The organism is Pseudokineococcus sp. 1T1Z-3, assembly GCF_037482365.1.
Classification (GTDB): domain Bacteria; phylum Actinomycetota; class Actinomycetes; order Actinomycetales; family Quadrisphaeraceae; genus Pseudokineococcus.
Map to the genome: position 1 here is coordinate 705,319 of NZ_JBBHZF010000026.1, position 20,710 is coordinate 726,028.

18 protein-coding genes are annotated in these 20,710 nt (G+C 79.1%); 12 read left to right on the plus strand and 6 right to left on the minus strand.

Going from position 1 to position 20,710, the window contains the following annotated elements; genetic code table 11:
- The first annotated feature begins 19 nt into the window (after window positions 1-19).
- From WDV86_RS15355 to WDV86_RS15400, 10 genes are all read left to right on the plus strand, one after another.
- Entirely contained in the window at window positions 20-1,600 is a 1,581-nt protein-coding gene (locus WDV86_RS15355) for an HAD-IIIA family hydrolase (RefSeq protein ID WP_445263119.1), read from the plus strand.
- Window positions 1,597-2,934, plus strand: a complete 1,338-nt coding sequence (locus WDV86_RS15360; RefSeq protein WP_339568513.1) for a glycosyltransferase family 9 protein — start codon at window positions 1,597-1,599, stop codon at window positions 2,932-2,934. Before WDV86_RS15355 ends, WDV86_RS15360 begins: the two co-directional genes overlap by 4 nt.
- Window positions 2,931-3,962 carry a glycosyltransferase gene (locus WDV86_RS15365; RefSeq protein WP_339568514.1) on the plus strand — a complete coding sequence of 344 codons (1,032 nt, stop codon included), beginning with the start codon at window positions 2,931-2,933 and terminating at the stop codon, window positions 3,960-3,962. The genes WDV86_RS15360 and WDV86_RS15365 overlap by 4 nt, the downstream gene beginning before the upstream one ends.
- Window positions 3,959-5,254, plus strand: a complete 1,296-nt coding sequence (locus WDV86_RS15370) for a glycosyltransferase (RefSeq protein ID WP_339568515.1) — start codon at window positions 3,959-3,961, stop codon at window positions 5,252-5,254. The genes WDV86_RS15365 and WDV86_RS15370 overlap by 4 nt, the downstream gene beginning before the upstream one ends.
- On the plus strand, window positions 5,251-7,650 hold the full coding sequence (locus WDV86_RS15375; protein ID WP_339568516.1) for a PfkB family carbohydrate kinase: 2,400 nt from the start codon (window positions 5,251-5,253) through the stop codon (window positions 7,648-7,650). The genes WDV86_RS15370 and WDV86_RS15375 overlap by 4 nt, the downstream gene beginning before the upstream one ends.
- Window positions 7,651-7,730: 80 nt before the next feature.
- Complete coding sequence (locus WDV86_RS15380) at window positions 7,731-8,426, plus strand: SDR family oxidoreductase (protein ID WP_445263120.1); 696 nt, start codon at window positions 7,731-7,733, stop codon at window positions 8,424-8,426.
- An 89-nt stretch (window positions 8,427-8,515) separates the two neighbouring features.
- Window positions 8,516-9,508 carry a glycosyltransferase family 9 protein gene (locus WDV86_RS15385; protein ID WP_339568518.1) on the plus strand — a complete coding sequence of 331 codons (993 nt, stop codon included), beginning with the start codon at window positions 8,516-8,518 and terminating at the stop codon, window positions 9,506-9,508.
- Between the two features lie 7 nt (window positions 9,509-9,515).
- Window positions 9,516-10,475 (plus strand): DNA-3-methyladenine glycosylase family protein, encoded by a 960-nt coding sequence (locus WDV86_RS15390; protein ID WP_339568519.1) that lies wholly within the window; start codon window positions 9,516-9,518, stop codon window positions 10,473-10,475.
- Window positions 10,476-10,543: 68 nt separating this feature from the next.
- Window positions 10,544-10,933 carry a hypothetical protein gene (locus WDV86_RS15395; RefSeq protein ID WP_339568520.1) on the plus strand — a complete coding sequence of 130 codons (390 nt, stop codon included), beginning with the start codon at window positions 10,544-10,546 and terminating at the stop codon, window positions 10,931-10,933.
- Complete coding sequence (locus WDV86_RS15400; RefSeq protein ID WP_339568521.1) at window positions 10,930-11,787, plus strand: fructosamine kinase family protein; 858 nt, start codon at window positions 10,930-10,932, stop codon at window positions 11,785-11,787. The genes WDV86_RS15395 and WDV86_RS15400 overlap by 4 nt, the downstream gene beginning before the upstream one ends.
- Before the next feature lie 68 nt (window positions 11,788-11,855).
- On the opposite strand, the gene WDV86_RS15405 is transcribed toward WDV86_RS15400, so the two are convergent.
- The 3 genes from WDV86_RS15405 to WDV86_RS15415 form a co-directional block, all read right to left on the minus strand.
- Window positions 11,856-13,055: a putative manganese transporter gene (locus tag WDV86_RS15405; protein WP_339568522.1), complete on the minus strand. Its 1,200-nt coding sequence runs from the start codon at window positions 13,053-13,055 to the stop codon at window positions 11,856-11,858.
- Between the two features lie 19 nt (window positions 13,056-13,074).
- A complete protein-coding gene (locus WDV86_RS15410; RefSeq protein ID WP_445263121.1) occupies window positions 13,075-14,028 on the minus strand; it encodes an NAD-dependent epimerase/dehydratase family protein in 954 nt (317 codons plus the stop codon).
- 120 nt (window positions 14,029-14,148) lie between these two features.
- A complete protein-coding gene (locus tag WDV86_RS15415; RefSeq protein ID WP_339568524.1) occupies window positions 14,149-14,346 on the minus strand; it encodes a DUF2795 domain-containing protein in 198 nt (65 codons plus the stop codon).
- Window positions 14,347-14,550: 204 nt separating this feature from the next.
- Here WDV86_RS15415 and WDV86_RS15420 point away from each other — a divergent pair, with 204 nt between their 5' ends.
- Entirely contained in the window at window positions 14,551-15,447 is an 897-nt protein-coding gene (locus WDV86_RS15420) for a glycosyltransferase family 2 protein (protein WP_339568525.1), read from the plus strand.
- A gap of 66 nt (window positions 15,448-15,513) precedes the next feature.
- Here WDV86_RS15420 and WDV86_RS15425 read toward each other — a convergent pair whose 3' ends face one another.
- On the minus strand, window positions 15,514-16,173 hold the full coding sequence (locus tag WDV86_RS15425) for a maleylpyruvate isomerase N-terminal domain-containing protein (protein WP_339568526.1): 660 nt from the start codon (window positions 16,171-16,173) through the stop codon (window positions 15,514-15,516).
- A gap of 200 nt (window positions 16,174-16,373) precedes the next feature.
- On the opposite strand from WDV86_RS15425, the gene WDV86_RS15430 reads away from it, so the two are divergent.
- Window positions 16,374-16,661: a YrhK family protein gene (locus tag WDV86_RS15430; RefSeq protein WP_339568527.1), complete on the plus strand. Its 288-nt coding sequence runs from the start codon at window positions 16,374-16,376 to the stop codon at window positions 16,659-16,661.
- A gap of 21 nt (window positions 16,662-16,682) precedes the next feature.
- On the opposite strand, the gene WDV86_RS15435 is transcribed toward WDV86_RS15430, so the two are convergent.
- Together WDV86_RS15435 and WDV86_RS15440 are read right to left on the minus strand one after the other, a co-directional pair.
- On the minus strand, window positions 16,683-19,805 hold the full coding sequence (locus WDV86_RS15435; RefSeq protein WP_339568528.1) for a bifunctional [glutamine synthetase] adenylyltransferase/[glutamine synthetase]-adenylyl-L-tyrosine phosphorylase: 3,123 nt from the start codon (window positions 19,803-19,805) through the stop codon (window positions 16,683-16,685).
- The gene (locus WDV86_RS15440; RefSeq protein ID WP_339568529.1) at window positions 19,802-20,641 is read right to left on the minus strand and encodes a type 1 glutamine amidotransferase; all 840 of its coding nucleotides are present in this window, start codon (window positions 20,639-20,641) and stop codon (window positions 19,802-19,804) included. The genes WDV86_RS15435 and WDV86_RS15440 overlap by 4 nt, the downstream gene beginning before the upstream one ends.
- Window positions 20,642-20,710: the final 69 nt, after the last annotated feature.

Genomic DNA, 20,710 nt, shown 5'->3' on the forward strand with positions numbered 1-20,710 from the left:
CGTCCGCTACGACGTCGTCGTGCCCAGCGTCGGGCGGCCCAGCCTTCGCGTCCTGCTCGCCAGCCTCGCCGGCCAGGAGGACCCCCCGCCGGCCGAGGTCGTCGTCGTCGACGACCGCCCGCAGCCGGGAGCGGGGCTGGAGGAGGAGCTGCTCGCCGCGCTCGGTGCCGGGCTCGGTGCCGGGCTGCCCTGGCGGCTGCGGGTGCTCGCGAGCCGTGGCCGCGGGCCGGCCGGGGCCCGCAACCTCGGCTGGCAGGTGACCCGGTCCCCGTGGGTCGCCTTCCTCGACGACGACGTCGTGCTGCCGCCGGGGTGGACGGGCGCGCTGGTGGCCGACCTGGCCGCCTGCGACGGGCGCACGGGCGCCAGCCAGGGCCGCCTGCACGTGCCGCTGCCGGTCGGCCGGCGTCCCACCGACTGGGAGCGCGGCACGAAGGGGCTCGAGGGCGCCGCCTGGGCGACCGCCGACATGGCCTACCGCCGAGCGGCCCTGGAGGCCGTCGGCGGGTTCGACGAGCGCTTCCCGCGCGCCTACCGCGAGGACGCCGACCTGGCGCTGCGGGTGCGCCGGGCCGGCTGGACGCCTGTGCGCGGGACGCGGGTGACCACCCACCCCGTGCGACCCGCCGACCCCTGGGTCAGCCTGCGCGTGCAGGCGGGCAACCGCGACGACGCGACGATGCGCGCGCTGCACGGGCCGGGCTGGCGGGCCGCGGCGCAGGTGCCGCGGGGTCGGCTGCCGTGGCACGTGGCGACGTGCGCGGCCGCAGCGCTCGGCGCGGGCGCCGCCGTCCTCGGCCGGCCGCGCGCCGCCGCGCTCGGCGCCGCGGCCTGGGGTGCGCTGACGGCCGACTTCGCCCGACGCCGGATCAGCCCGGGACCCCGCACGGCGCGCGAGGTCGGGGCGATGGTCGCGACGAGCGCCGCCATCCCCCCGGCGGCCCTGGTGCACCGGCTGCGGGGCACCTGGCGGAGCCGGGGCGGGCTCGCGCCCTGGCGCCCGCCCGTGCGTGCCGTGCTCTTCGACCGTGACGGCACGCTCGTCCACGACGTGCCCTACAACGGCGACCCGGCGGCGGTGGCCCCGGTCGAGGGGGCCCGCGAGGTCGTCGCCGCCCTGCGCGACGCGGGCGTGGCGGTCGGGGTGGTGAGCAACCAGTCCGGCGTGGCCCGCGGGCTCCTGACGCCGGCGCAGGTCGAGGCGGTCAACGCCCGGGTGGACGATCTCGTCGGCCCCTTCGGCACCTGGGCGTGGTGCCCGCACGGACCGCAGGACCGCTGCCGCTGCCGCAAGCCCGGCCCCGGCCTGGTCGAGCAGGCGGCGGCCGCCCTCGGCGTGCCCGCCGCGGCCTGCGCCGTCGTCGGGGACATCGGCGCCGACGTCGGCGCGGCGCAGGCGGCGGGGGCCCGCTCGGTGCTCGTCCCGACCCCGGTGACGCGACGCCGGGAGGTCGACGACGCCCCCCTCGTCGCCGACGACCTCGCCGCCGCGGCGGCTCTTCTCGTCCCCGGGCTCACCGTCCCCGCTGCGCCTGACCCCTCCGCCCCCGTCGTCGACCCCGCCGCGGCGGTCGCCGCCCGGTCGGGGCCGCCGGCGTGACGGCTGAGGCGACAGCCGGGACGAGGGCCGGGACGTCCCCTGGGCGACGTCCCAGCGGGCGGGTCCTCGCCGTCCGGCTGGACAGCGACGGTGACGTCCTGCTCACCGGACCGGCCGTCGCGGCCCTCGGCACCGGCGCGGACGGACGGCCGCGCGAGGTGGACCTGCTCGTCTCCCCCGCCGGCCGGGCCGCCGGCGCGCTGCTGCCCGGCGTCGCGCAGCTGCGGGTCTTCGACCCCCCGTGGAGCGGCTACCGGCCTGCGGCCCTGGACCCCCGTGCCGTCGAGGACCTGCTCGGCTGGCTGCGCGAGCGCCGCCACGACGAGGTCGTCGTCGTGACCTCCTTCCACCAGAGCCCGCTGCCGATGGCGCTGCTCGCGCGGATGGCGGGCGCCCCGACCGTCGTGGGCGCCAGCGAGGACTACCCCGGCTCGCTGCTCGACGTGCGCCACCGCCGTGGGGGCGGCGCTGACGGCAGCGGCGGCGGGCACGAGGTGCTCGCGGCGCTGGCGCTCGTCGCGGCGACCGGGCGCGCCGTGCCGAGCACGCCCCGCCTGGCCCTGCGCCGGGACCTCGTCGACGCCGCCGACCAGCACCTGCCGGCCGTCTCGGGCCTGGGTGAGGTCCTCGTGCGCAGCGTCGGCGAGGACCGAGGTCTCGTCGTCCTGCACCCCGGCGCGTCGGTGCCCGCCCGGGCCCCCTCGCCGGAGGTCGCGGCCGGCGCGGCGGCGGCGCTGGTCGCCGACGGCTGGGACGTCGTCCTCACCGGCTCGGCGGCCGAGGCCGACCTCGTCGCGCTCGTCGGGGCCCTGGCCGCCCGTCAGCTCGACGCCGCCCCGGCGGCGACCGGCGGCGGGCCCGGGCGTCTGGTCGACGCGGCCGGGAGCACCGACCTCGCCGGGCTCGCGGCCCTGCTGCGCCGTGCCCGCGCGGTCGTCGTCGGCAACACCGGGCCGGCGCACCTCGCCGCGGCCGTCGGCACGCCCGTCGTCTCGCTCTTCTCCCCCGTCGTGCCCGCCGAGCGCTGGGCGCCCTGGGGGGTGCCCGTGGCGCTGCTGGGCGACCAGGACGCCGCCTGCGCGCTCTCCCGGGCCCGGGAGTGCCCCGTGCCGGGCCACCCCTGCCTGTCGGTGCGCGGCGACGAGGTGGTGGAGGCCGTACGGTCGGTCGTCGGCCCCGCGCCAGCGGGCGCCGCCCGTGCCGACGACCGGTCCCCTGCCCCCTGGACCGGCGTCGGGGAGCACCACGGCACCGGCCGGGCCCCTCGGGGCCCGGTGGGGACGAGCCCGGGTGCCGCGACCGCGCCCGGCGACGACGGAGGGGTAGGCACGTGAGGGTCCTGCTGTGGCACGTGCACGGCTCGTGGACGACGTCGTTCGTCCAGGGCCCGCACACCTACCTGCTCCCGGTGCTGCCGGGCCGGGGGCCGGACGGGCGGGGGCGTGCCCGCACGTGGCGGTGGCCGGCCTCGGCGCTGGAGGTCGCCCCGGAGGAGATGGCCTCCGCCGCACCGGACGTCGTCGTCCTCCAGCGGGCGCACGAGGCCGAGCTGCTGGAGCGCTGGACCGGGCTGCGGGCGGGCGTCGACGTCCCCGTGGTGCACCTGGAGCACGACGCCCCCACCGCTCACGCCGCCCGCAGCCGCCAGCGCGCCGCGGACGGGCCCGACCTCGTCGTCCACGTCACGGCCTTCAACGCCCTGATGTGGGACAACGGCTCCGCGCCCGTGACCGTCGTCGAGCACGGCGTCGTGGACCCGGGGCCGCTGGCCACCGGCGAGCGGGCCTCCCTCGGCGTCGTCGTCAACGAGCCCGTGCGCCGCGAGCGCGTCGCCGGCACCGACGTCGTCCTCGACCTCGCCCGCGAGCTGCCCCTGGAGGTCTACGGCATGGGCATGGCCGCCCTCGCCGCCCTGGCCGACGCCCGCGGGGTCCCCTCCCTCGGGACCGGCTCGCCCGCGCTGCACGAGGACGTCCCGCAGGAGCAGATGCACGCCGCGCTGGGGGCGCACCGGGCCTACCTGCACCCCTACCGGTGGACGAGCCTCGGCCTGGCCCTCGTGGAGGCCATGACCATCGGCCTGCCCGTCCTCGCCGTCGCCTCCACCGCGGCGGCCGACGCCGTGCCCCGCGAGGGCGGGGTCGTCTCGGCCGACCCCCGCGTGCTCGCCGAGGCCGCACGCCGGTGGCTGGCGGACCCGGCGGCCGCCCGGGAGGCCGGCGCGGCAGCGCGCGAGCACGCCCTCGCCCGCTTCGGCCTCGCGCGCTTCCTGCGGGACTGGGACGAGGTGCTCGCCGCCGTCGTCGCCGGCGACGTGAGCGACGGTCTGCCCCGGGCGGCCCGCCGGGAGGTGCTCGCGTGAGGGTCGCGATGGTCTCCGAGCACGCCAGCCCGCTGGCCGCCCTCGGCGGGGTGGACGCCGGCGGCCAGAACGTCCACGTGGCCGCCCTGTCCGCCGCGCTGGCGGCCCGCGGGCACGAGGTCGACGTCTACACCCGCCGCGACGACGAGGCACTCCCCCGCGTCGTGCCCCTGAGTCCAGGCGTCCGCGTCGTCCACCTGGACGCCGGGCCGCCGCTGCCCCTGCCGAAGGACGCGCTGCTGCCGCACGTCGAGGCGCTGGGACGCGAGCTCGCCGCCGCCCTGCTCGAGCGGCCGGCGGACCTGCTGCACGCCCACTTCTGGATGAGCGGCGTCGCGGCCCGCGAGGCAGCCGCCTCCGTCGGCGTGCCGGTCGTGCAGACCTTCCACGCCCTGGGGTCGGTGAAGCGGCGCTGGCAGGGCGCGGAGGACACGAGCCCGCCGTCGCGGGTCTCCGTCGAGGCTCAGCTGGCCGGCTCGGCGGACCTCGTGCTCGCCACCTGCCGCGACGAGGTGCGCGAGCTGGCCGAGCTCGGCGCACCGGCCGAGCGGGTCGACGTGGTGCCCTGCGGCGTCGACCTCGACGCCTTCACCCCCTCGGGCGAGGTCGGCGGACCCCCGCGCCACCAGCCGCACCGCGTGCTCGTCGTCGGCCGGCTCGTCGAGCGCAAGGGCGTCGAGGACGTCGTCCGCGCGCTGGCGCTGGTGCCCGCCGGGGCGCCCGGGCACGCGCTCTCGCGCACGGAGCTGCTCGTGGCGGGCGGGCCGGCCGAGACCCAGCTCGGCCTCGACGCCTACGCCCGGCACCTGCGCGACGTCGCCGCCGAGGTCGGGGTGGGCGAGCGCGTGCGCCTGCTCGGCCGGGTCGGGCACGGCGACCTGCCTGCGCTCCTGCGCAGCGCCGACGTCGTCGTCGCGGCCCCCTGGTACGAGCCCTTCGGCATCGTGCCGCTGGAGGCGATGGCCTGCGGCGTCCCGGTCGTCGGCTCGGCCGTGGGCGGCCTGCTCGACACGGTCGACGACGGCGTGAGCGGCGTGCTCGTCCCCCCGCGCGACCCGGTGGCGCTGGCCGCCGCCCTCGGGCCGCTGCTGGCGGACGACGAGCGCCGACGCACGGTGGGCCTGGCCGCCCGCGAGCGGGCCGAGCAGGGCTACGGCTGGGCCCGCGTGGCGGCGCGCACGGAGGACGCCTACCGGCGGGTGCTGGCGCGCACCCCGGCCGCCGCACCGGCGTGGCCCGCGGCCGCGCCGGGCCGCCGGCACCACGAGCGGCACCACCAGGAGCAGGCATGAGCGAGCACGGCACGGGCAGGCCCAGCGCCGACGGGCACAACAGCGACAGGCACAACAGCGACGGGCACGGCGGCGACAGGCACGGCGGCGACGGGCACGGCACCGACGGGCACGGGGCGGCTGGCCCGCGTCCGGGGCACGAGCCGTTCGGCGTCGCCGGGCCGCGGGAGCAGCCGGGGGCCGGGGCCGGGCCGTGGCTGGAGCAGCACGTCGAGGAGCTCGGCCGGGCGCTGGCGCGGCTGCGGGCGAGCGCCCCCGTGCTGCACCGGTGGGGCGCCGAGCTCGCGGGCGTCCTGGCCGGCGGCGGCCGGCTGCTCGCCGCGGGCAACGGCGGCAGCGCCGCGGAGGCCCAGCACCTGACCGCCGAGCTCGTCGGGCGCTTCGTCGGCGAGCGGCGCCCGCTCTCGGCGATCGCGCTGCACGCGGACTCCTCCAGCACGACGGCCATCTCCAACGACTACGGCGAGGCAGAGGTCTTCGCCCGCCAGGTGCAGGCGCACGGGCGCCCGGGGGACGTGCTGGTGCTGCTGTCGACGTCCGGCCGCAGCCCCAACGTGCTGGAGGCGGCGGCCCGGGCCCGGGCCGGCGGCCTGCGGGTCTGGGCCCTCACCGGGCCGGCCCCCAACCCGCTCGCCGATCTCGCCGACGAGGTCGTCGCCGTCGAGGCGCCGTCGACGTCGGCCGTGCAGGAGGGGCACCTCGTCCTGGTGCACGCCCTGTGCGCCGGGGTCGACTCCGCCCTGGCCGCCACGCAGGACGTCGCCGGTACCGCCCGGGCTGCCAGCACCACCCGGGGCGTGGCGGAGACGCCCCCGTCGGCCGCCGAGCCGGCCCAGGAGGACGCCGGGACGTCCGCGCAGACCCGCGACGACGAGCAGACGGCTGTCGTCAGCACGGGCGGGGAGCGCCCGCGCCGCCGCCGCCGGGTGGTCGTCGTGGGGGACGTGGTGCTCGACCGCGACCTCGAGGGCGTCGTCGAACGGGTGGCCCCGGACGCGCCGGTCCCCGTCGTGGACCTGCGCAGCCGGACGGAGAGCCCCGGCGGCGCCGGTCTGACCGCGCTGCTCGTGGCGGCCGGGACCGGCGGCCGCGGGCAGGAGGCCGAGCCCGTCGACGTGGTCCTCGTCGCGCCCGTCGGCGACGACGAGGACGGCCAGCGGCTGAGGGAGGCGCTCGCGGCCTCCGGCACCGGTCTCGAGCTCGTGGCGCTGCCCCACACGGGCGGGACGCGGACCAAGACGCGGGTGCGGGCGGCCGGCCAGTCCCTCGTGCGGCTGGACTCCGGCGGGCCGGGCACGCCCTCCGCGCCCGACCTCGACGAGCTGCGCGCCGTGCTGGCGCGCGCGGACGTCGTGCTCGTCTCCGACTACGGCGCGGGGACGACGCACGACCCCGGGGTGCGCGCTCTCCTGGGCGCGGCCGCGGCCGCGGTCCCGGTGGTGTGGGACCCCCACCCGCGGGGCGGGGAGCCGGTCCACGGCTGCGCGCTCGTCACGCCCAACCACGCCGAGGCCGCCCGCACGCTGGGCGGGGCACCCCGCGCCGACGACGCCGCCGGCGCGCTGGCCCGGCGGTGGGCCGCGCGCGGCGTCGTCGTCACCGTCGGCGAGCGCGGCGCCTTCCTCGGCCACCCGGGCGGGGAGCCGACGTACGTGCCGGCCCCGGCCGTGGCGGGCGGTGACCCGTGCGGGGCCGGCGACCGCTTCGCCGCGACGGCCGCGCTCGCGCTGGCCCGCGGGGCCGTGCTGCCCGAGGCCGTCGTCGAGGCCGTCGCGGACGCCTCGGCGTGGGTCGGTGACGGCGGTGCCTCGGGCTGGCGGTCCCGCCGCGCAGCCCGGACCCCCGCCGCGGCGGGCTCGGGCCTGCGGCCGCGGGCGAGCCGGCCCGGCGCCGCAGGGACGACGGTCGGGCACCGCCCGGAGGACGCAGCCGGCGTCATCGCCCGGACCCGCGCGGCCGGCGGTGTCGTCGTGGCGACCGGTGGGTGCTTCGACGTCCTGCACGCCGGGCACGTCGGCTGCCTCGAGGCGGCACGGCAGCTGGGCGACGCGCTGGTCGTCCTCGTCAACTCCGACGCCTCCGTGCGCCGGCTCAAGGGCGAGGGCCGGCCGGTTCAGACCCAGGCCGACCGCGTCCACGTCCTCGAGGCGCTGGAGTCCGTCGACGCCGTCGCCGTCTTCGACGAGGACGACCCGCGGGCGGCGCTCGCCGTCCTGCAGCCCGACGTGTGGGCCAAGGGCGGCGACTACGGCACGACCGAGCTGCCCGAGGCGGCGCTCGTGCGCGGGTGGGGCGGGCGGGTCGTGCTGCTGCCCTACCTCGACGGGCGCTCGACCACCGAGATCCTCCGCCGCGGGGCCCCCGCGGCGGCCGTCCTGGACCAGGAGAAGCGTTGAGCCAGAGCACCACCGGCAGCACCGGCACGACCCGCACCATCGCCCCGCCCACGGGGCCCGCCGTCGGCGACGACGGCGGCATCGCGGGGCAGCGCGAGCTCGGCACCGTGTACGTCACGGGTGGCTCCTCGGGGCTGGGGGCGGCGGTCGTCGAGGTCGTCACCGCCCTCGGCGGCACCGCCGCGGTCATCGACCGGGACCCGCCCGCGGCCGGCGGCGCGCACGCCCTCGCGGACGTCTCCGACGCCGCAGCGGTCGAGCGTGCGGTGGCCGAGCTCGTCGAGCAGGTCGGCCCGCCGACGGCCGTCGTCACGGCCGCCGGCACCGACGCCGTGGGCCGGCTGGAGGACGTGCCCGCCGACCGCTGGGCGCAGGTTGTCGGGGTCAACCTCGTCGGCACGGCGGCCGCGGTGCGGGCGTGCCTGCCGCACCTGAAGGCAGCGCGGGGCGTCGTCGTCACCGTGTCGAGCTCTCTCGGGCTGCGCGCCGCGAGCGACGCGACCGCCTACTGCGCCAGCAAGTTCGGCGTCGTCGGGCTCACGCGGGCGCTGCAGCTGGAGCTGGCCGGGGAGGTCGGCGTGACGATGCTCGTCCCCGCCGGGATGCGCACCCGCTTCTTCGACGGGCGCACCGAGCAGTACAAGCCCGGGCCGGACGCCGACCTCATGGACCCCCGGGTGGTGGCCCACTCCGTCGTCCACGCCCTGCGGCAGCCGGTCGGCACCGAGGTGCGCGAGCTCGTCGTCACCGTCTCCACCGAGCCGTCCTGGCCCTGAGCGGGGCCGGGGGCGAGGACGGCCGACCGGTCGTCCTCGCCCTGCGGGCGCTCGGGCTCGGTGACGCCCTCACCGCGGTCCCGGCGCTCGTGGGCCTGCGCCGGGCCCGGCCCGACGCACGCCTCGTGCTCGCCGGGCCGCCGGGGCCGGGCGCGCTGCTGCACCGGCGCGGTGTCGTCGACGCCGTGCTGCCCGTGGAGGGCGTGCGGTCGCTGGCCGAGGACGCCGTCGTGAGCGCCCTGGCCGCGCACCCCGGCGCGCTGGCGCCGGGCCGGTGCGTGGACCTCGCCGTCAACCTGCACGGGGCGGGGCCGCAGAGCGTGCGGGCGCTGCGGGCGGTGCTGCACGAGCGTGGTGCGGCGAAGGCCGCGCTGCTGGCGCACCGTTGTGCCGCAGCGGGTCTGGCCGACGGACCGCCGTGGGAGCAGGACGTGCACGAGGTGGACCGGTGGTCGCGGCTCGTGGCCGCCGTCGGCGGCGCGAGCCGCGCCGAGGACCTCGTGCTGCCCCCTGCGCCCGGTGGTCACGGTCCTGCGGCAGCGGCTCCCGGGCCCAGCGCCCCGCTCGTCCTGCACCCGGGCGCGGCGTCGGGAGCCCGGCGTTGGCCGGTCGAGCGCTGGGCGGAGGTCGCCGCCGCGGTGCTGGCCGAGGGCGACGACGTCGTCCTCACCGGCGGCCCGGGCGAGAGCGACCTGACGACCAGGGTGACGGCCGCGGTCAGGGACCGGGGGGCGGGTGGGGTGGCCGGGCACGGGCGCCTGGTCGACCTCGCGGGCCGCTGCGACCTGGAGCAGCTCGCCGCCGTCGTCGCCGCGGCGCGGGCGCTGGTGTGCGGTGACACCGGCGTGGCGCACCTGGCCACGGCGCTGCGCACGCCCTCGGTGCTGCTCTTCGGCCCGGTCTCCCCGCGCTCGTGGGGGCCGGCGGTCGACGTCGACCTGCACCCGGTGCTGTGGCCCGCGCCCACCGCGGGCTACCGCGGCGACCCGCACGGCGACGCCGTCGACCCGGTGCTGGCGCGGACGACGTCGGCGGACGTCCTGGCCGCGCTGGGGGCGCTGGCGCCCCGGCCGGGGCGGTGAGCAGGTCGTGAGCGCCGTCGTCGGCACCGGCAGCAGCCCCGGGGACGGGGCCGAGGTGGCGGTCGTGGCCACCGGCGAGGTGACGTTCACGCCGCCGCTGCACGTCGACCAGCTCTTCGGCCACCTCGCGGCCACCGCCGTCCCCGGCGTCGAGGGGTGGGCGGACGGGGCGCTGCTGCGGGCCCTCTCGCTGCCGTCCGGGCCCGGCGTCGTGCGCGCGCACCTGCCGGCCGAGGGGGCGGTCTCGCTCCGGCTGGACCTGCTCGCCGGCGCGGCGGCGGACCTCCAGCACGCCGCCGACGCGGTGCGCTGGTGGCTCGACCTGGACGCCGACCCGGCGGTCGCCGACGAGGTGCTGGCCGGCGACGCCGACCTGGCGCCGCTCGTGGCCGCGGCCCCCGGCCGACGCGTCCCCCGCTCCCTCTCGGCCGCCGAGACCGCCGTCCGCGCCGTCCTCGGCCAGCAGGTGAGCACCGCCGCGGCGCGCACGCACACCGCCCGCCTCGTCGCCGGCCACGGCGAGCCGCTGCCGACCCCGGTCGCGGGGCTCACGCACCTGTTCCCCTCGCCGGCCCGGCTGGCGGCCCTCGTCGCCGAGGAGCTGGCGCTGCCCCGCAGCCGGCAGCAGACCCTGCTCGGGCTCGTCGCCGCGCTGGGCGACGGGCTGCTGGACCTGCCCCCCGGCCGCCCCACCCCGTCCCTGACGGCCGAGCACCTCACGGCGCTGCGGGCGCTGCCCGGCGTCGGCCCGTGGACGGCGTCGACCGTCGCCCTGCGCGGGCTCGGCGACGACGACGCCTTCCTGCCCTCCGACCTCGGCGCCCTGGCCGCCGCCCGCTCGCTCGGGCTCGCGCAGGACGCCCGGGGGCTGGAGCGGCGCTCGGCGGACTGGTCACCGGTGCGCGGCTACGCGCTGCAGCACCTGTGGGGCACGCTGCCGCACGCCGTCAACCGGCTGCCGGGCTGAGGGCGGGCCGCAGCACCGCTCGCCGCGCTGGTCGGGCGGGCGGTCGTCCCGCGGGCCACGATGATCGGGTGGTGACCTCCCGCGACCAGCTCCTCGTCCGCTACCGCGAGCTCGTGCTCGACCGGCTGCCGCGGCGCGGCCGCGAGGAGGGATGGGTGGTGCACCTCGACCACTGCGTCGGCCGGGTGGTGCTGGACAACGCCGTCGGCGGCGCCTGGCGCACGCTCGTGCCGGCCGGTCGTGGCCCCGCCTTCACGCGGCTGGACGACGCGCAGCTGGGGCGGGCCGTCGACCTGGCCGAGCGCATGGACGCCGAGGGCGCCGCCCTCGTGGCCGACCTGGACGCCCGCAGCCTCACCTGGCGCGGCAAGGCGCCGAGGCGAGCCCCGCGACCACCCGCCGCCGGGTCGGGCGCCGGCACGGTCGCCACCTCTGCTCCCTCGGCGGGAGCCCGGTGAGCGCCGCTGCCCTGCCCGCGGCGCTCGGCGGCGTCCTGCGGCGGCGGCCGCTCGGCGGCGGGGACGTGGGGTCCTCGGAGGAGGTGCACCTGGCCGACGGGCGCCGGGTCTTCGTCAAGCGCTACGCCCAGGAGGGGGGCGCCGGCATGGTGGCCTCCGAGGCCGCGGGGCTCCGGTGGCTCGGCGAGGTCGACGGCGCACCGCCGGTGCCCGAGGTCGTCGTGGCCGAGGGCGACGTCCTGGCGCTGGAGCTGCTCGACGTCGCCGGGTCCGTGCGCGCCGGCGCGGGCCTGGCCGAGCTCGGGCGCGGGCTGGCGAGGCTGCACGCCGCGGGCGCGGAGGCCTTCGGCGTCGTGCCCGACGGCGCCGAGCCGCACCTGGGGTCCCTGCGGGTGCCGGTGCGGCCGACCAGCTCCTTCGCGTCGTTCTGGGCCGAGCAGCGGGTGCTGCCCCTGCTGCGCACGACGGTGGACGCCGGCGGCATCGCCCCGCGCGACGCCGCCGCCGTCGAGGCCGCCGCCGCCCGCGCCGAGGAGCTGCTGGGCCCGCCCGAGCCGCCCGCCCGGTGCCACGGCGACCTGTGGTGGGGCAACGTCGTCCGCACCCGCGACGGCACCACCTGGTTGCTGGACCCGAACGCCCACGGGGGTCACCGCGAGGCCGACCTCGCGCTGCTCGACCTCTTCGGCGGCGTCCCGTCGTCGCTGCTCGCCGGGTACGAGGAGGTCAGCCCGCTGGCCGACGGCTGGGCGGACCGCGTGGGCCTGCACCAGCTGCCCCCGCTGCTCTCGCACGCCGCGCGCTTCGGCGGCGCCTACGGCCCGGCCGCCGGCGACGCCGCCCGCCGGGCCTGACGGGTCGCCCGCGACGGCGGGACGGGCGGGCCTGGCGGGGCGGTCGGCGACGGCACGTCCCGCCCGCGTCAGGTCGTCAGCGCCAGGGCGACGCCGCCGACGACGAGCGCCGGCACGGTGGTGATGGCGCTCGCCAGCAGGGCCGAGCGACGACGCATCGCGAGCAGGGGGATGAGGGCGTCGCCGTCCTGGCTCACGGCGTTGGCGAGCAGCGTCGGCAGCGGCACCGCCCCGGTGAGGTAGAGCGAGGTCAGCACGATCTGGACGGCGCACCCCGGCACCAGCCCCACGAGCGCACCGAGGACGACGCCGGCGACGCCGACCAGCGGCAGCTGGCTGCCGTCGAAGCCCGTGGTCGCCGAGAGCACCTCCCAGGCGACGAAGGCGGCCGCGACCCAGGCCACGATGACCGACGTCTCGGCCGCCCCGCGCCGCAGGACGTCGCCGCGGCTGCCCACCTGCGCGGCGAGCCGGTCCGAGCCCCCGTGGCGGACGACGAGGACGGCGCCGCACACCACCGCCCCGAGGACCCCGAGCGCCAGCACCGGGTCGAGCCCGCCGAGCGCCGCCGTCAGGGCACCGGTGCCCACCTGCGCGGTGAGGGCCACCGAGGCCGGCAGGGCCAGCACGACGACGGCCCAGAAGGCGAGCAGCACGCCCGCCCCCCGCACGCCCGTCCAGCGCACCAGCGCCGACTCCGAGCCCCCGACGGGCCGGTGCCGGCGGGCCCGCCCGGGCGTCGCGGCGGCCTCGGTGGCCTCGGTGGGGGCAGCGTCCTCGGTGCCGCCGGAGCCCTGCCGCTCACCCGCCCGGCGACGGCGCCGCGACGTCGCCGAGCCGGCCAGCTCGGCCTCCTGCGCGGCGAGGTCCTCCGGCCGCGGGCCGATGCGCAGGGCGTCGACGGCGTACCCCGTCGTGAGCCCCGCGACGAGCAGCGCCCCGTGCACCCACAGCGCCGTCACCGGCTCTCCGGCGATGAGCACCCACGAGGAGTCCCCCATCGTCGCCACGAGCGCGGCGACGACCGTCCCGAAGCTCACGGTCCCGCGCGTGAAGAGGGGCATGACGAGGATGGCGCCGGCGCACCCCGGCGTGACGCCGAGCAGGGCGCCCACGGCCGGCGCCCACCCCGCCCGCCGCCGCAGGAGCTCGAGCAGACGGTCGCCGTGGCGCAGCTGCAGCAGCCCGAAGGCGGCGACGAGCACCGCCACCGGCACCCCGACCTGCAGGAAGGCGTCGGCCAGAGGCGTCAGCAGCAGGTCGGTCACCGTCGACATCCTGCCGCGCTCACCCGGCCGGGCTGTGCACCGCCGCCTCAGGTGTGACGACCGCCTCACGGAACCAGGCGACGGTCCGGGCGAGGCCCTCGGCCCAGTCCACCTCCGGCTTCCAGCCCAGGGCGCTCTCGGCGTGGCTCGTGTCCGGCCGGCGCACCTGGGGGTCGTCGACGGGCCGGCCGACGAGCTCGATCGGCGAGCGCGAGCCGGTCGCCGCCAGCACGTCCTCGGCGATGCGCTGGACCGTCAGCTCGGTGGGGTTCCCGACGTTCATCGGGCCGGGCAGGTCTGAGGCGGCGAGGGCGAGGATGCCCCGGACGAGGTCGTCGACGTAGCAGACCGAGCGGGTCTGCATCCCGTCACCGGCGACCGTCAGCGGCTCGCCCGCGAGGGCCTGGCGGATGAAGGTGGGGATGGCGCGCCCGTCCATCGGCCGCATCCGCGGGCCGAAGGTGTTGAAGATCCGCACGATCGCGGTGTCGACGCCGTGCGCCGTCCGGTACGCCGTCGTCAGCGCCTCCGCGTAGCGCTTGGCCTCGTCGTAGACCCCGCGGGGGCCGACGGGGTTGACGTGCCCCCAGTAGCTCTCGGGCTGCGGGTGCACCTGGGGGTCGCCGTAGACCTCCGACGTCGAGGCCAGCAGGAAGCGAGCGCCCTTGTCCTTGGCCAGCCCGAGGGCGTGCATGGTGCCGATCGAGCCGACCTTCAGGGTCTCGATCGGCAGCTTCAGGTAGTCCACCGGCGACGCCGGGGACGCGAAGTGCAGCACCAGGTCCACGTCGCCGGGCACGTGCACGTAGTCGGTGATGTCGCACCGCACGAGCCGCAGCCCCGGGTGCTCGACGAGGTGGGCCAGGTTGCCGGGGCCACCGGTGAGGAAGTTGTCGAGGCCGACGACCTCGGTGCCCCGCGCGAGCAGCTCCTCGACGAGGTGGCTGCCGAGGAAGCCCGCGGCGCCCGTCACGACGGCCCGGCGGGGCGGGTCCGCCCGCCCGTGGCCGACGTCTCGACCGTCCCCCTGACCCGGCGGGGTCGGCGGGGCAGGGACGGGGCTGTCGACGTCGCTCACGGGCGGGTGACCTCCTCAGGCCTGGTCGGAGAAGGCCGAGCTGACGCCGCTCGGGCCCTCGTACTCGCGGTCGGGGATGCCCCGCAGCGCCTCGAGGACGTCCTCGGGGGCGCCGCTCTCCTCAGCCTTGGCGACGACGGCGTCCTTGCTGGCCGGGTAGTCCAGGCCGGAGAGGTGCTTCTGCAGCTCGATGGGGTTGGGACGGTTGGCCATGGGTCCTCCTGGTCGGTGGGCCACCCGGGCGGCCTGGGCGGCGTGGTGGGTCGTGGTGCGTGGTGGGTCGTGGTGCGTGGTCGCGCGGCCACCTCCGCAGCCCGGGGGCAGGGGGCGGGGACGCGGGCACGGGGCGCGACCGCCGGACACTCTGCCGCCTCCCGCCGCAGGCTGCGCGACGGCCCGCCGCTAGCGTCCCGGCCTGTGACGACGACGCGGACCACCCCCTCGCCGGCAGCCTCCCCCGAGGACCTCCCGACGGGCCGCCGCGGGCCGCGGGTGACGGTCGTGGTGGCGAGCCGGGACCGCCGCGAGGAGCTGCTCGCGAGCCTGCGCCGCCACGAGGGGCCCGTCGTCCTCGTCGACAACGCGAGCAGCGACGGGAGCGCGGAGGCGGTGCGACGGGAGCTGCCGCACGTCGACGTCGTCGAGCTGCCGGCGAACCGGGGTGCCGCCGCCCGGACGCTGGGCGTCGAGCGGGCCCGCACGCCCTACGTCGCCTTCGCCGACGACGACTCGTGGTGGGCGCCGGGGATGCTGGGGAAGGTCGCGGACCTCTTCGACGCCTCGCCGCGCCTGGCCGTCGTCGCCGCCCGGATGCTCAACGGCGTCGACGAGCGCCGAGACGGCATCTGCGACGTCATGGCCCGCTCGGCCCTGGGGACGGACGAGGACCTGCCCGGGCCGTCCGTGCTCGGCTTCGTGGCGTGCGCGAGCGCCGTCCGCCGCGACGCCTTCCTCGCCGCCGGGGGCTTCGACGACGTCGTCGTCTTCCCCGGCGAGGAGGCCCGGCTGGCCTACGACCTGGCCGCGGCCGGGCACGGCCTCGCCTACGTGGAGGACCTCGTCGTCCACCACCACCCCTCCCCCGCCCGCGACGCACCCGCCGAGCGGGCGGTCCGGATCGCCCGGGCGGCGCTCCTGACCGACGTCATGCGCCGGCCCTGGCCCGTGGTCGCCCGGACGGTGCTGCGGACCGCCCGGCGTCATCCCGCCGCCCTGCGCCGCGCGCTCCCGTCGCTGCGCGCGGCCCTGCGCGCCCGCCGCCCCAACCCGCCCGAGGTCGAGGCGGGTCTGCGGCTGCTGGCCGAGGCCGGGTGAGCGCGGGCACGGGGCGTGCCGGCGCGCGCCGGCCGCGTCGGCGCCGTGGCGCCCTCCGGCCGCCTGTCAGCCGAAGGCCGGGAGGCGGCGGTGCCAGCCGGCGTCCCACGCGGTGGGGACGGGCAGACGGCCGGTGCCGACGAGCACGGCCTCGACGTCGTCGGTCGTCGGCAGCACGCCGCCGGCCAGGACCTCGACGCTCTCGCGCGCCAGCGTCAGCGACGTGGGCGACGGCGGGGTGCTCACCCTCAGGTCCAGGTGGTGGACGACGTGCTCGACCGCCCAGGTCGCGAAGAAGTCACCGAGGGTGAAGACCTCGCCCCACCACAGCCGGTTGCCCGCGGGCGCGGCGTGGACGCCCCGGCGGACGGCGCGGGCGACGTCCTGCAGCTGCGCGAGGGCCGCCGACGGCCGGGCGTAGGTGGCGGTGCGGCGGCGCTGCTCCATGAGGACGCCGACCGGGTCGGCGTCGGCCGTCGAGGTGAAGGCCGTCCAGAAGGTCGCCGCGTCGACGGTCGGGGCGTCCTCGACGACCGAGACCAGACCGCCGAGCACCTCCTGCCAGCCGGCGAGCACGTGCACGACGACGTCGAGCCGCGTCCACCCCCGGCAGCGGGAGGCCTCGAAGAGCTCGAGCTCGGAGAGGCCGTCGACGGCCTTCAGCAGGGCACCGGCAGACTCCTCGAAGAGAGCGCGCCCGGCGTCGGCCGGCACAGACAGAGGCACGTGCGGCACCGTAGCGCCGTCACCCAGGGGTGCCGCAGCAGGGCGCGCCCTCGTCGCCAGGACGTGGCGCCCTCGCATGCGGCCGGCCGGCGTCCTGGCGCGGCACCCACGGCCCTGCCGACGTGCCGCCCCACCGCGAGCACGGCACGACGAGCACGGCACGACCACGGCACGACGACGCGACGAGAGAAGGCCCCCCGATGAGCGGCACGACGCACGACGACGACCTGCACCTGCACCTGGGCCGTGAGGAGCTCGTCCTGCGGCAGCGCTACGAGGTGCTGAGCATCGTCAACGACATCCTCGTCGCGGCCTGGTTCATCGCCGGCAGCGTGCTGTTCTTCTCCCCCGCGACCACCGAGCTCGGCACCTGGTTCTTCCTGCTCGGCAGCGTCGAGCTGATGGTCCGCCCCGTGATCCGGCTCGCCCGCCGCGTGCACCTGCAGCGACGCCGCGCCACGGCGCTGGACAGCGGCGCCGAGTACTGAGGGCTGCGACCGCCCGGCTTCCTAGCGCTCGTCCCACCCGAAGAGCAGCCGCTCGACGACGGCGCGGGCGTGGCGGGTGCGGCGGCGGTGCTCGTCCTCGACGGCGCCGGCCGACCCGGTGGGCATCCCCATGAGGCGGGCGACGCCCTCGAGGTCGTCGAGGTCGGTCGGCAGGACGTCGGCGGGCTTGCCGGTCCACAGCGCCAGGGCGGCCCGCACCCGGGAGGACCAGCGCCAGGCGCCCTCCAGCACCGCGGCGTCGGCCGGCGTCACGAGCCCGGCGCCGACGGCGGCGCCCAGCGCCTGCAGCGTCGAGGTGGTGCGCAGGCCGCGCTGGCGGTGCGCGTGCTGCAGCTGCAGCACCTGGACGGTCCACTCGACGTCGGCGATGCCGCCGGGCCCGAGCTTGACGTGCCGCCGCGGGTCGACGCCCCGGGGCAGCCGCTCGGCCTCCACCCGCGCCTTGACGCGCCGGATCTCCCGCACCTGGGCGTCGTCGAGCCCGCCGGCGGGGTAGCGGACGCCCTCCACGAGCGCGCAGAAGGCCTGCCCGAGCTCGACGTCGCCGGCGACCGGCTCGGCGCGCAGCAACGCCTGGGCCTCCCACACGTGCGACCAGCGCGCGTAGTAGGAGGCGAAGGAGGACAGCGACCGCGACAGCGGCCCCGAGCGGCCCTCGGGACGCAGGGCGGCGTCGACGGCGAGCGGCGGCTCGGGCCCGAGCGCCGTCAGCAGGCGCTGGACCTCCCCCGCCACGGCGACCGCGACCTCCTGGGCCCGTGCCTCCGGCGCTCCGTCGCGGGGCTCGTGGACGAACAGCACGTCGGCGTCGCTGGAGTAGGTGGCCTCGCCGCCGCCGAGGCGGCCCATGCCGATGACGGCCATGCGGACCGGCAGCGGCTCCCCGAGCCGCGCCGCCACGGAGCGCAGCGCCGCCGACAGGGCCCCCTGCAGCACGGCGCGGGTCGCCGTGGACAGCGCCGAGCCGACCTCGTCCAGGGTCAGCAGGCCGCAGATGTCAGCGACGGCGGTGCGGGTGACCTCCCGCCGGCGCACGGACCGCGCCGCCGTCACGGCCTCGACCGGGTCCCGGTGCCGCGCGACGACGGAGAAGACCTCGGCCCGCAGCTGCTCGGGCGGGCGGGGGCGCAGCTCGACGTCGCCGTCGAGCCAGCGGGCCGCCTCGGGAGCCTGCAGCAGCAGGTCGGCCGCCATCGCGCTGCCCGCGAGCAGCGCGGCGAGGCGCTCGGCGGCGACGCCGTCGTCGCGCAGCATCTGCAGGTACCAGTGCGTGCCGCCGAGGGACTCCGACAGCCGCCGGAAGGACAGCAGGCCCCCGTCCGGGTCGGGTCCCTCGGCGAACCACCCGAGCAGCACCGGCAGCAGCTGGCGCTGGATGGCGGCACGACGGCTCACCCCGCCGGAGAGCGCCTCGAGGTGGCGCAGCGCACCGGCCGGGTCGCGGTAGCCCAGGGCCGCGAGCCGGGCGCGGGCGGCCTCGGGCGACAGGCGGACGTCCTCGGTCGACAGGCGGGCGGCGGCCTCGAGCAGCGGGCGGTAGAAGAGCCGCTCGTGCAGGCGGCGCACGGTGCTGCGCGTCTCGGCGCAGCGCTGCTCCAGGCCCTCGACGCCGCCGGCGCGGGCCGCCCGCGCGAGCCGCCGCAGCTCCGCCGCCCCCCGCGGCACGACGTGGGTGCGGGTCAGGCACGCCAGCTGGAGGCGGTGCTCCACCACCCGCAGCCAGCGGTAGGCACGGTCCAGGTGCCCCGCGTCGGCCCGACCGACGTAGCCGTAGGCCGCCAGGGCCTCCAGCGCGTCCAGCGTCGTGCCGCTGCGCAGGTGCTCGTCGGCCCGGCCGTGGACGAGCTGCAGCAGCTGGACGCTGAACTCCACGTCGCGCAGCCCGCCGGGGCCGCGCTTGAGCTCGCGGGCGGCGTCCTTGGCGGGCACGTGCTCCTCGATCCGCCGGCGCATCGCCTGGGTGTCGCCGACGAAGCCAGGCCGCTGGGCGGCGGTCCAGATGCCCGGGCGGACGGCGTCGAGGTAGGCCTGCGCCACGTGCGCGTCACCGGCGACGTGCCGCGCCTTGAGCAGCGCCTGGAACTCCCACGTGCTGGCCCACCGCTCGTAGTAGGCGCGGTGGCTCTCGACGGTGCGCACGAGCGGCCCCGCGTTCCCCTCGGGCCGCAGCGCCGCGTCGACCGGCCACAGCGTGCCCTCGGTGGTGAAGGCGGAGCAGTGGCTGGCCGTGAGGCGGGCCAGCCGGGTGCCGACGGCGAGCGCCTGCCTCTCCGAGGCCCCCTCGGCCGGCTCGACGACGTACACGACGTCGACGTCGCTGACGTAGTTCAGCTCGCGTCCGCCGCACTTGCCCATGCCGATGACGGCGAGCCGTGCGGCGCAGGCCTCCTCCCCGACGTCGCGGCGGGCGAGGGCCAGGGCGCCCTCCAGCGCGGCGGCGGCGAGGTCGGCCAGCTCACGGCCGACGTCGCCCACGCGTCGCTCGGGGTCGGGGGCGGCGAGGTCACGCCCGGCCAGGCTCAGGAGCCGGCGGCGGTAGGCCCGCCGCAGGTCGTCACCGGTGGCCTCGGCGGCCGCCACGGGGCCCCCGTCCGACGTCCCGCCAGGCGGCGCGGCCCCGGGGTCGGCACCGACGGCGCGCAGCATCTCCGCGCGCAGCACCTGCGGCTCGACCCGCACGTCCGGCTCGCGCAGCACCTCGACGTCGCCGGGGTGGCGCACGAGCCCGTCGGCGAGCGCGGTGGAGGCCCCGAGCACGGCGACCAGCCGTCCGCGGGCGTCGCCGGGCTCCGCGAGCAGGGCCAGCGCGGGCGAGCTGCCGTCCTCGGCGAGACGGGCGACGGCCCGCAGCGCCGCGTCGGGGTCGGCGGCGGCGGCGAGCAGCCCGAGGAGCTCCTCGGCGGCCTCCTGGGTGCCGAGGGTCTGGCCCGGCGGCGACGCACCCCGGCGCCGACCGCCCGGTCGATGGCCGCCCGGGCGAGCTCGGGCCACCCGCGCGGGTGGGGTTCCCCAGCGCCCCAGGGCCGAGGCCAGCGCCGGCTCGGCAAGCGCGCGACGGGCGGCGTCCGGGTCGACGTAGCCCCGGCGGGCCAGCGAGCCCGAGCCGACCGTCGCCGCGCTCACGCCGCGTCCCGGGCGGCGAGGGCGTGCGCGGCCGCGGCGGCCAGCAGCACGTCGGCGTGGCGGCCCGCCGCACCGACCAGCCGCGGCTGCTCGGCCGTGGTCGCCGCGACGACCCCCTCGGCGGTGAGGCCGAGACCGGCGAGCCGGGCGCGGGAGCCCTCCGAGGCGCACCAGCCCGCCACGAGCGCCGGCGTGGCCTCGGGGTGGTACTGCACGCCCCACGCGGTGCCGTCCCGTCCGCCGGCGAAGACCTGGACGCCGCAGGCCGCCGAGGACGCGAGCAGCCGCGCGCCCGGGGGCAGGGCGAGGACGGCGTCGCCGTGGGACTGGACGGTGCGCCAGCGGGGCACCGCCGGGCCGCCGTCGGGCCCGGCCGAGACCTCCTGCGCGAGAGCCACGACGAGCGGGTCGTCGACGGCGTCACCGACGGCCTCGACGTCGGTCGGGCCGTGCTCGGGGCCCAGCGGCGCGGGACCGGTGGAGCCGCCGGTCGCGGCCGCGAGCAGCTGAGCGCCCAGGCACACCCCGAGCACCGGCGTGCCGTCGGCGGCGCAGGCGGCGAGCAGGGCACGGACGGCGGGCAGCCAGGGCCAGGCGGCGTCGTCGTCGGCGCTGGCGCTGCCGCCCAGGACGACGAGCGCGTCGTGCCCGCCAGCCGGGCGGCCCGGCCCCCGGCGGCCGAGCGAGGTCGGCAGCGGCGCACCGAGGTCGGGGCGCACGACGTCGACCTGCGCGCCCCGCTCCAGCAGCGCCTCGCCGAGCCGGGCGGGCGGGCAGCGCCCCTCGTGCTGGACGACGAGCACCCTCAGGGGCCTCTCCCGTCCTGCCACGACCACGGCCACCCCCTCCCCTGCCGGCACGCCCTCGTGCCGGCTCCTCACGCCGGTTGCTGGCGCAGCCCAGCG

Coding starts and splice junctions, on each gene's coding strand:
- WDV86_RS15415 (WP_339568524.1), bottom strand. CDS start 14,346: ATGGCCAACCGTCCCAACCCCATCGAGCTGCAGAAGCACCTCTCCGGC.
- WDV86_RS15430 (WP_339568527.1), top strand. CDS start 16,374: ATGAGCGGCACGACGCACGACGACGACCTGCACCTGCACCTGGGCCGT.
- WDV86_RS15375 (WP_339568516.1), top strand. CDS start 5,251: ATGAGCGAGCACGGCACGGGCAGGCCCAGCGCCGACGGGCACAACAGC.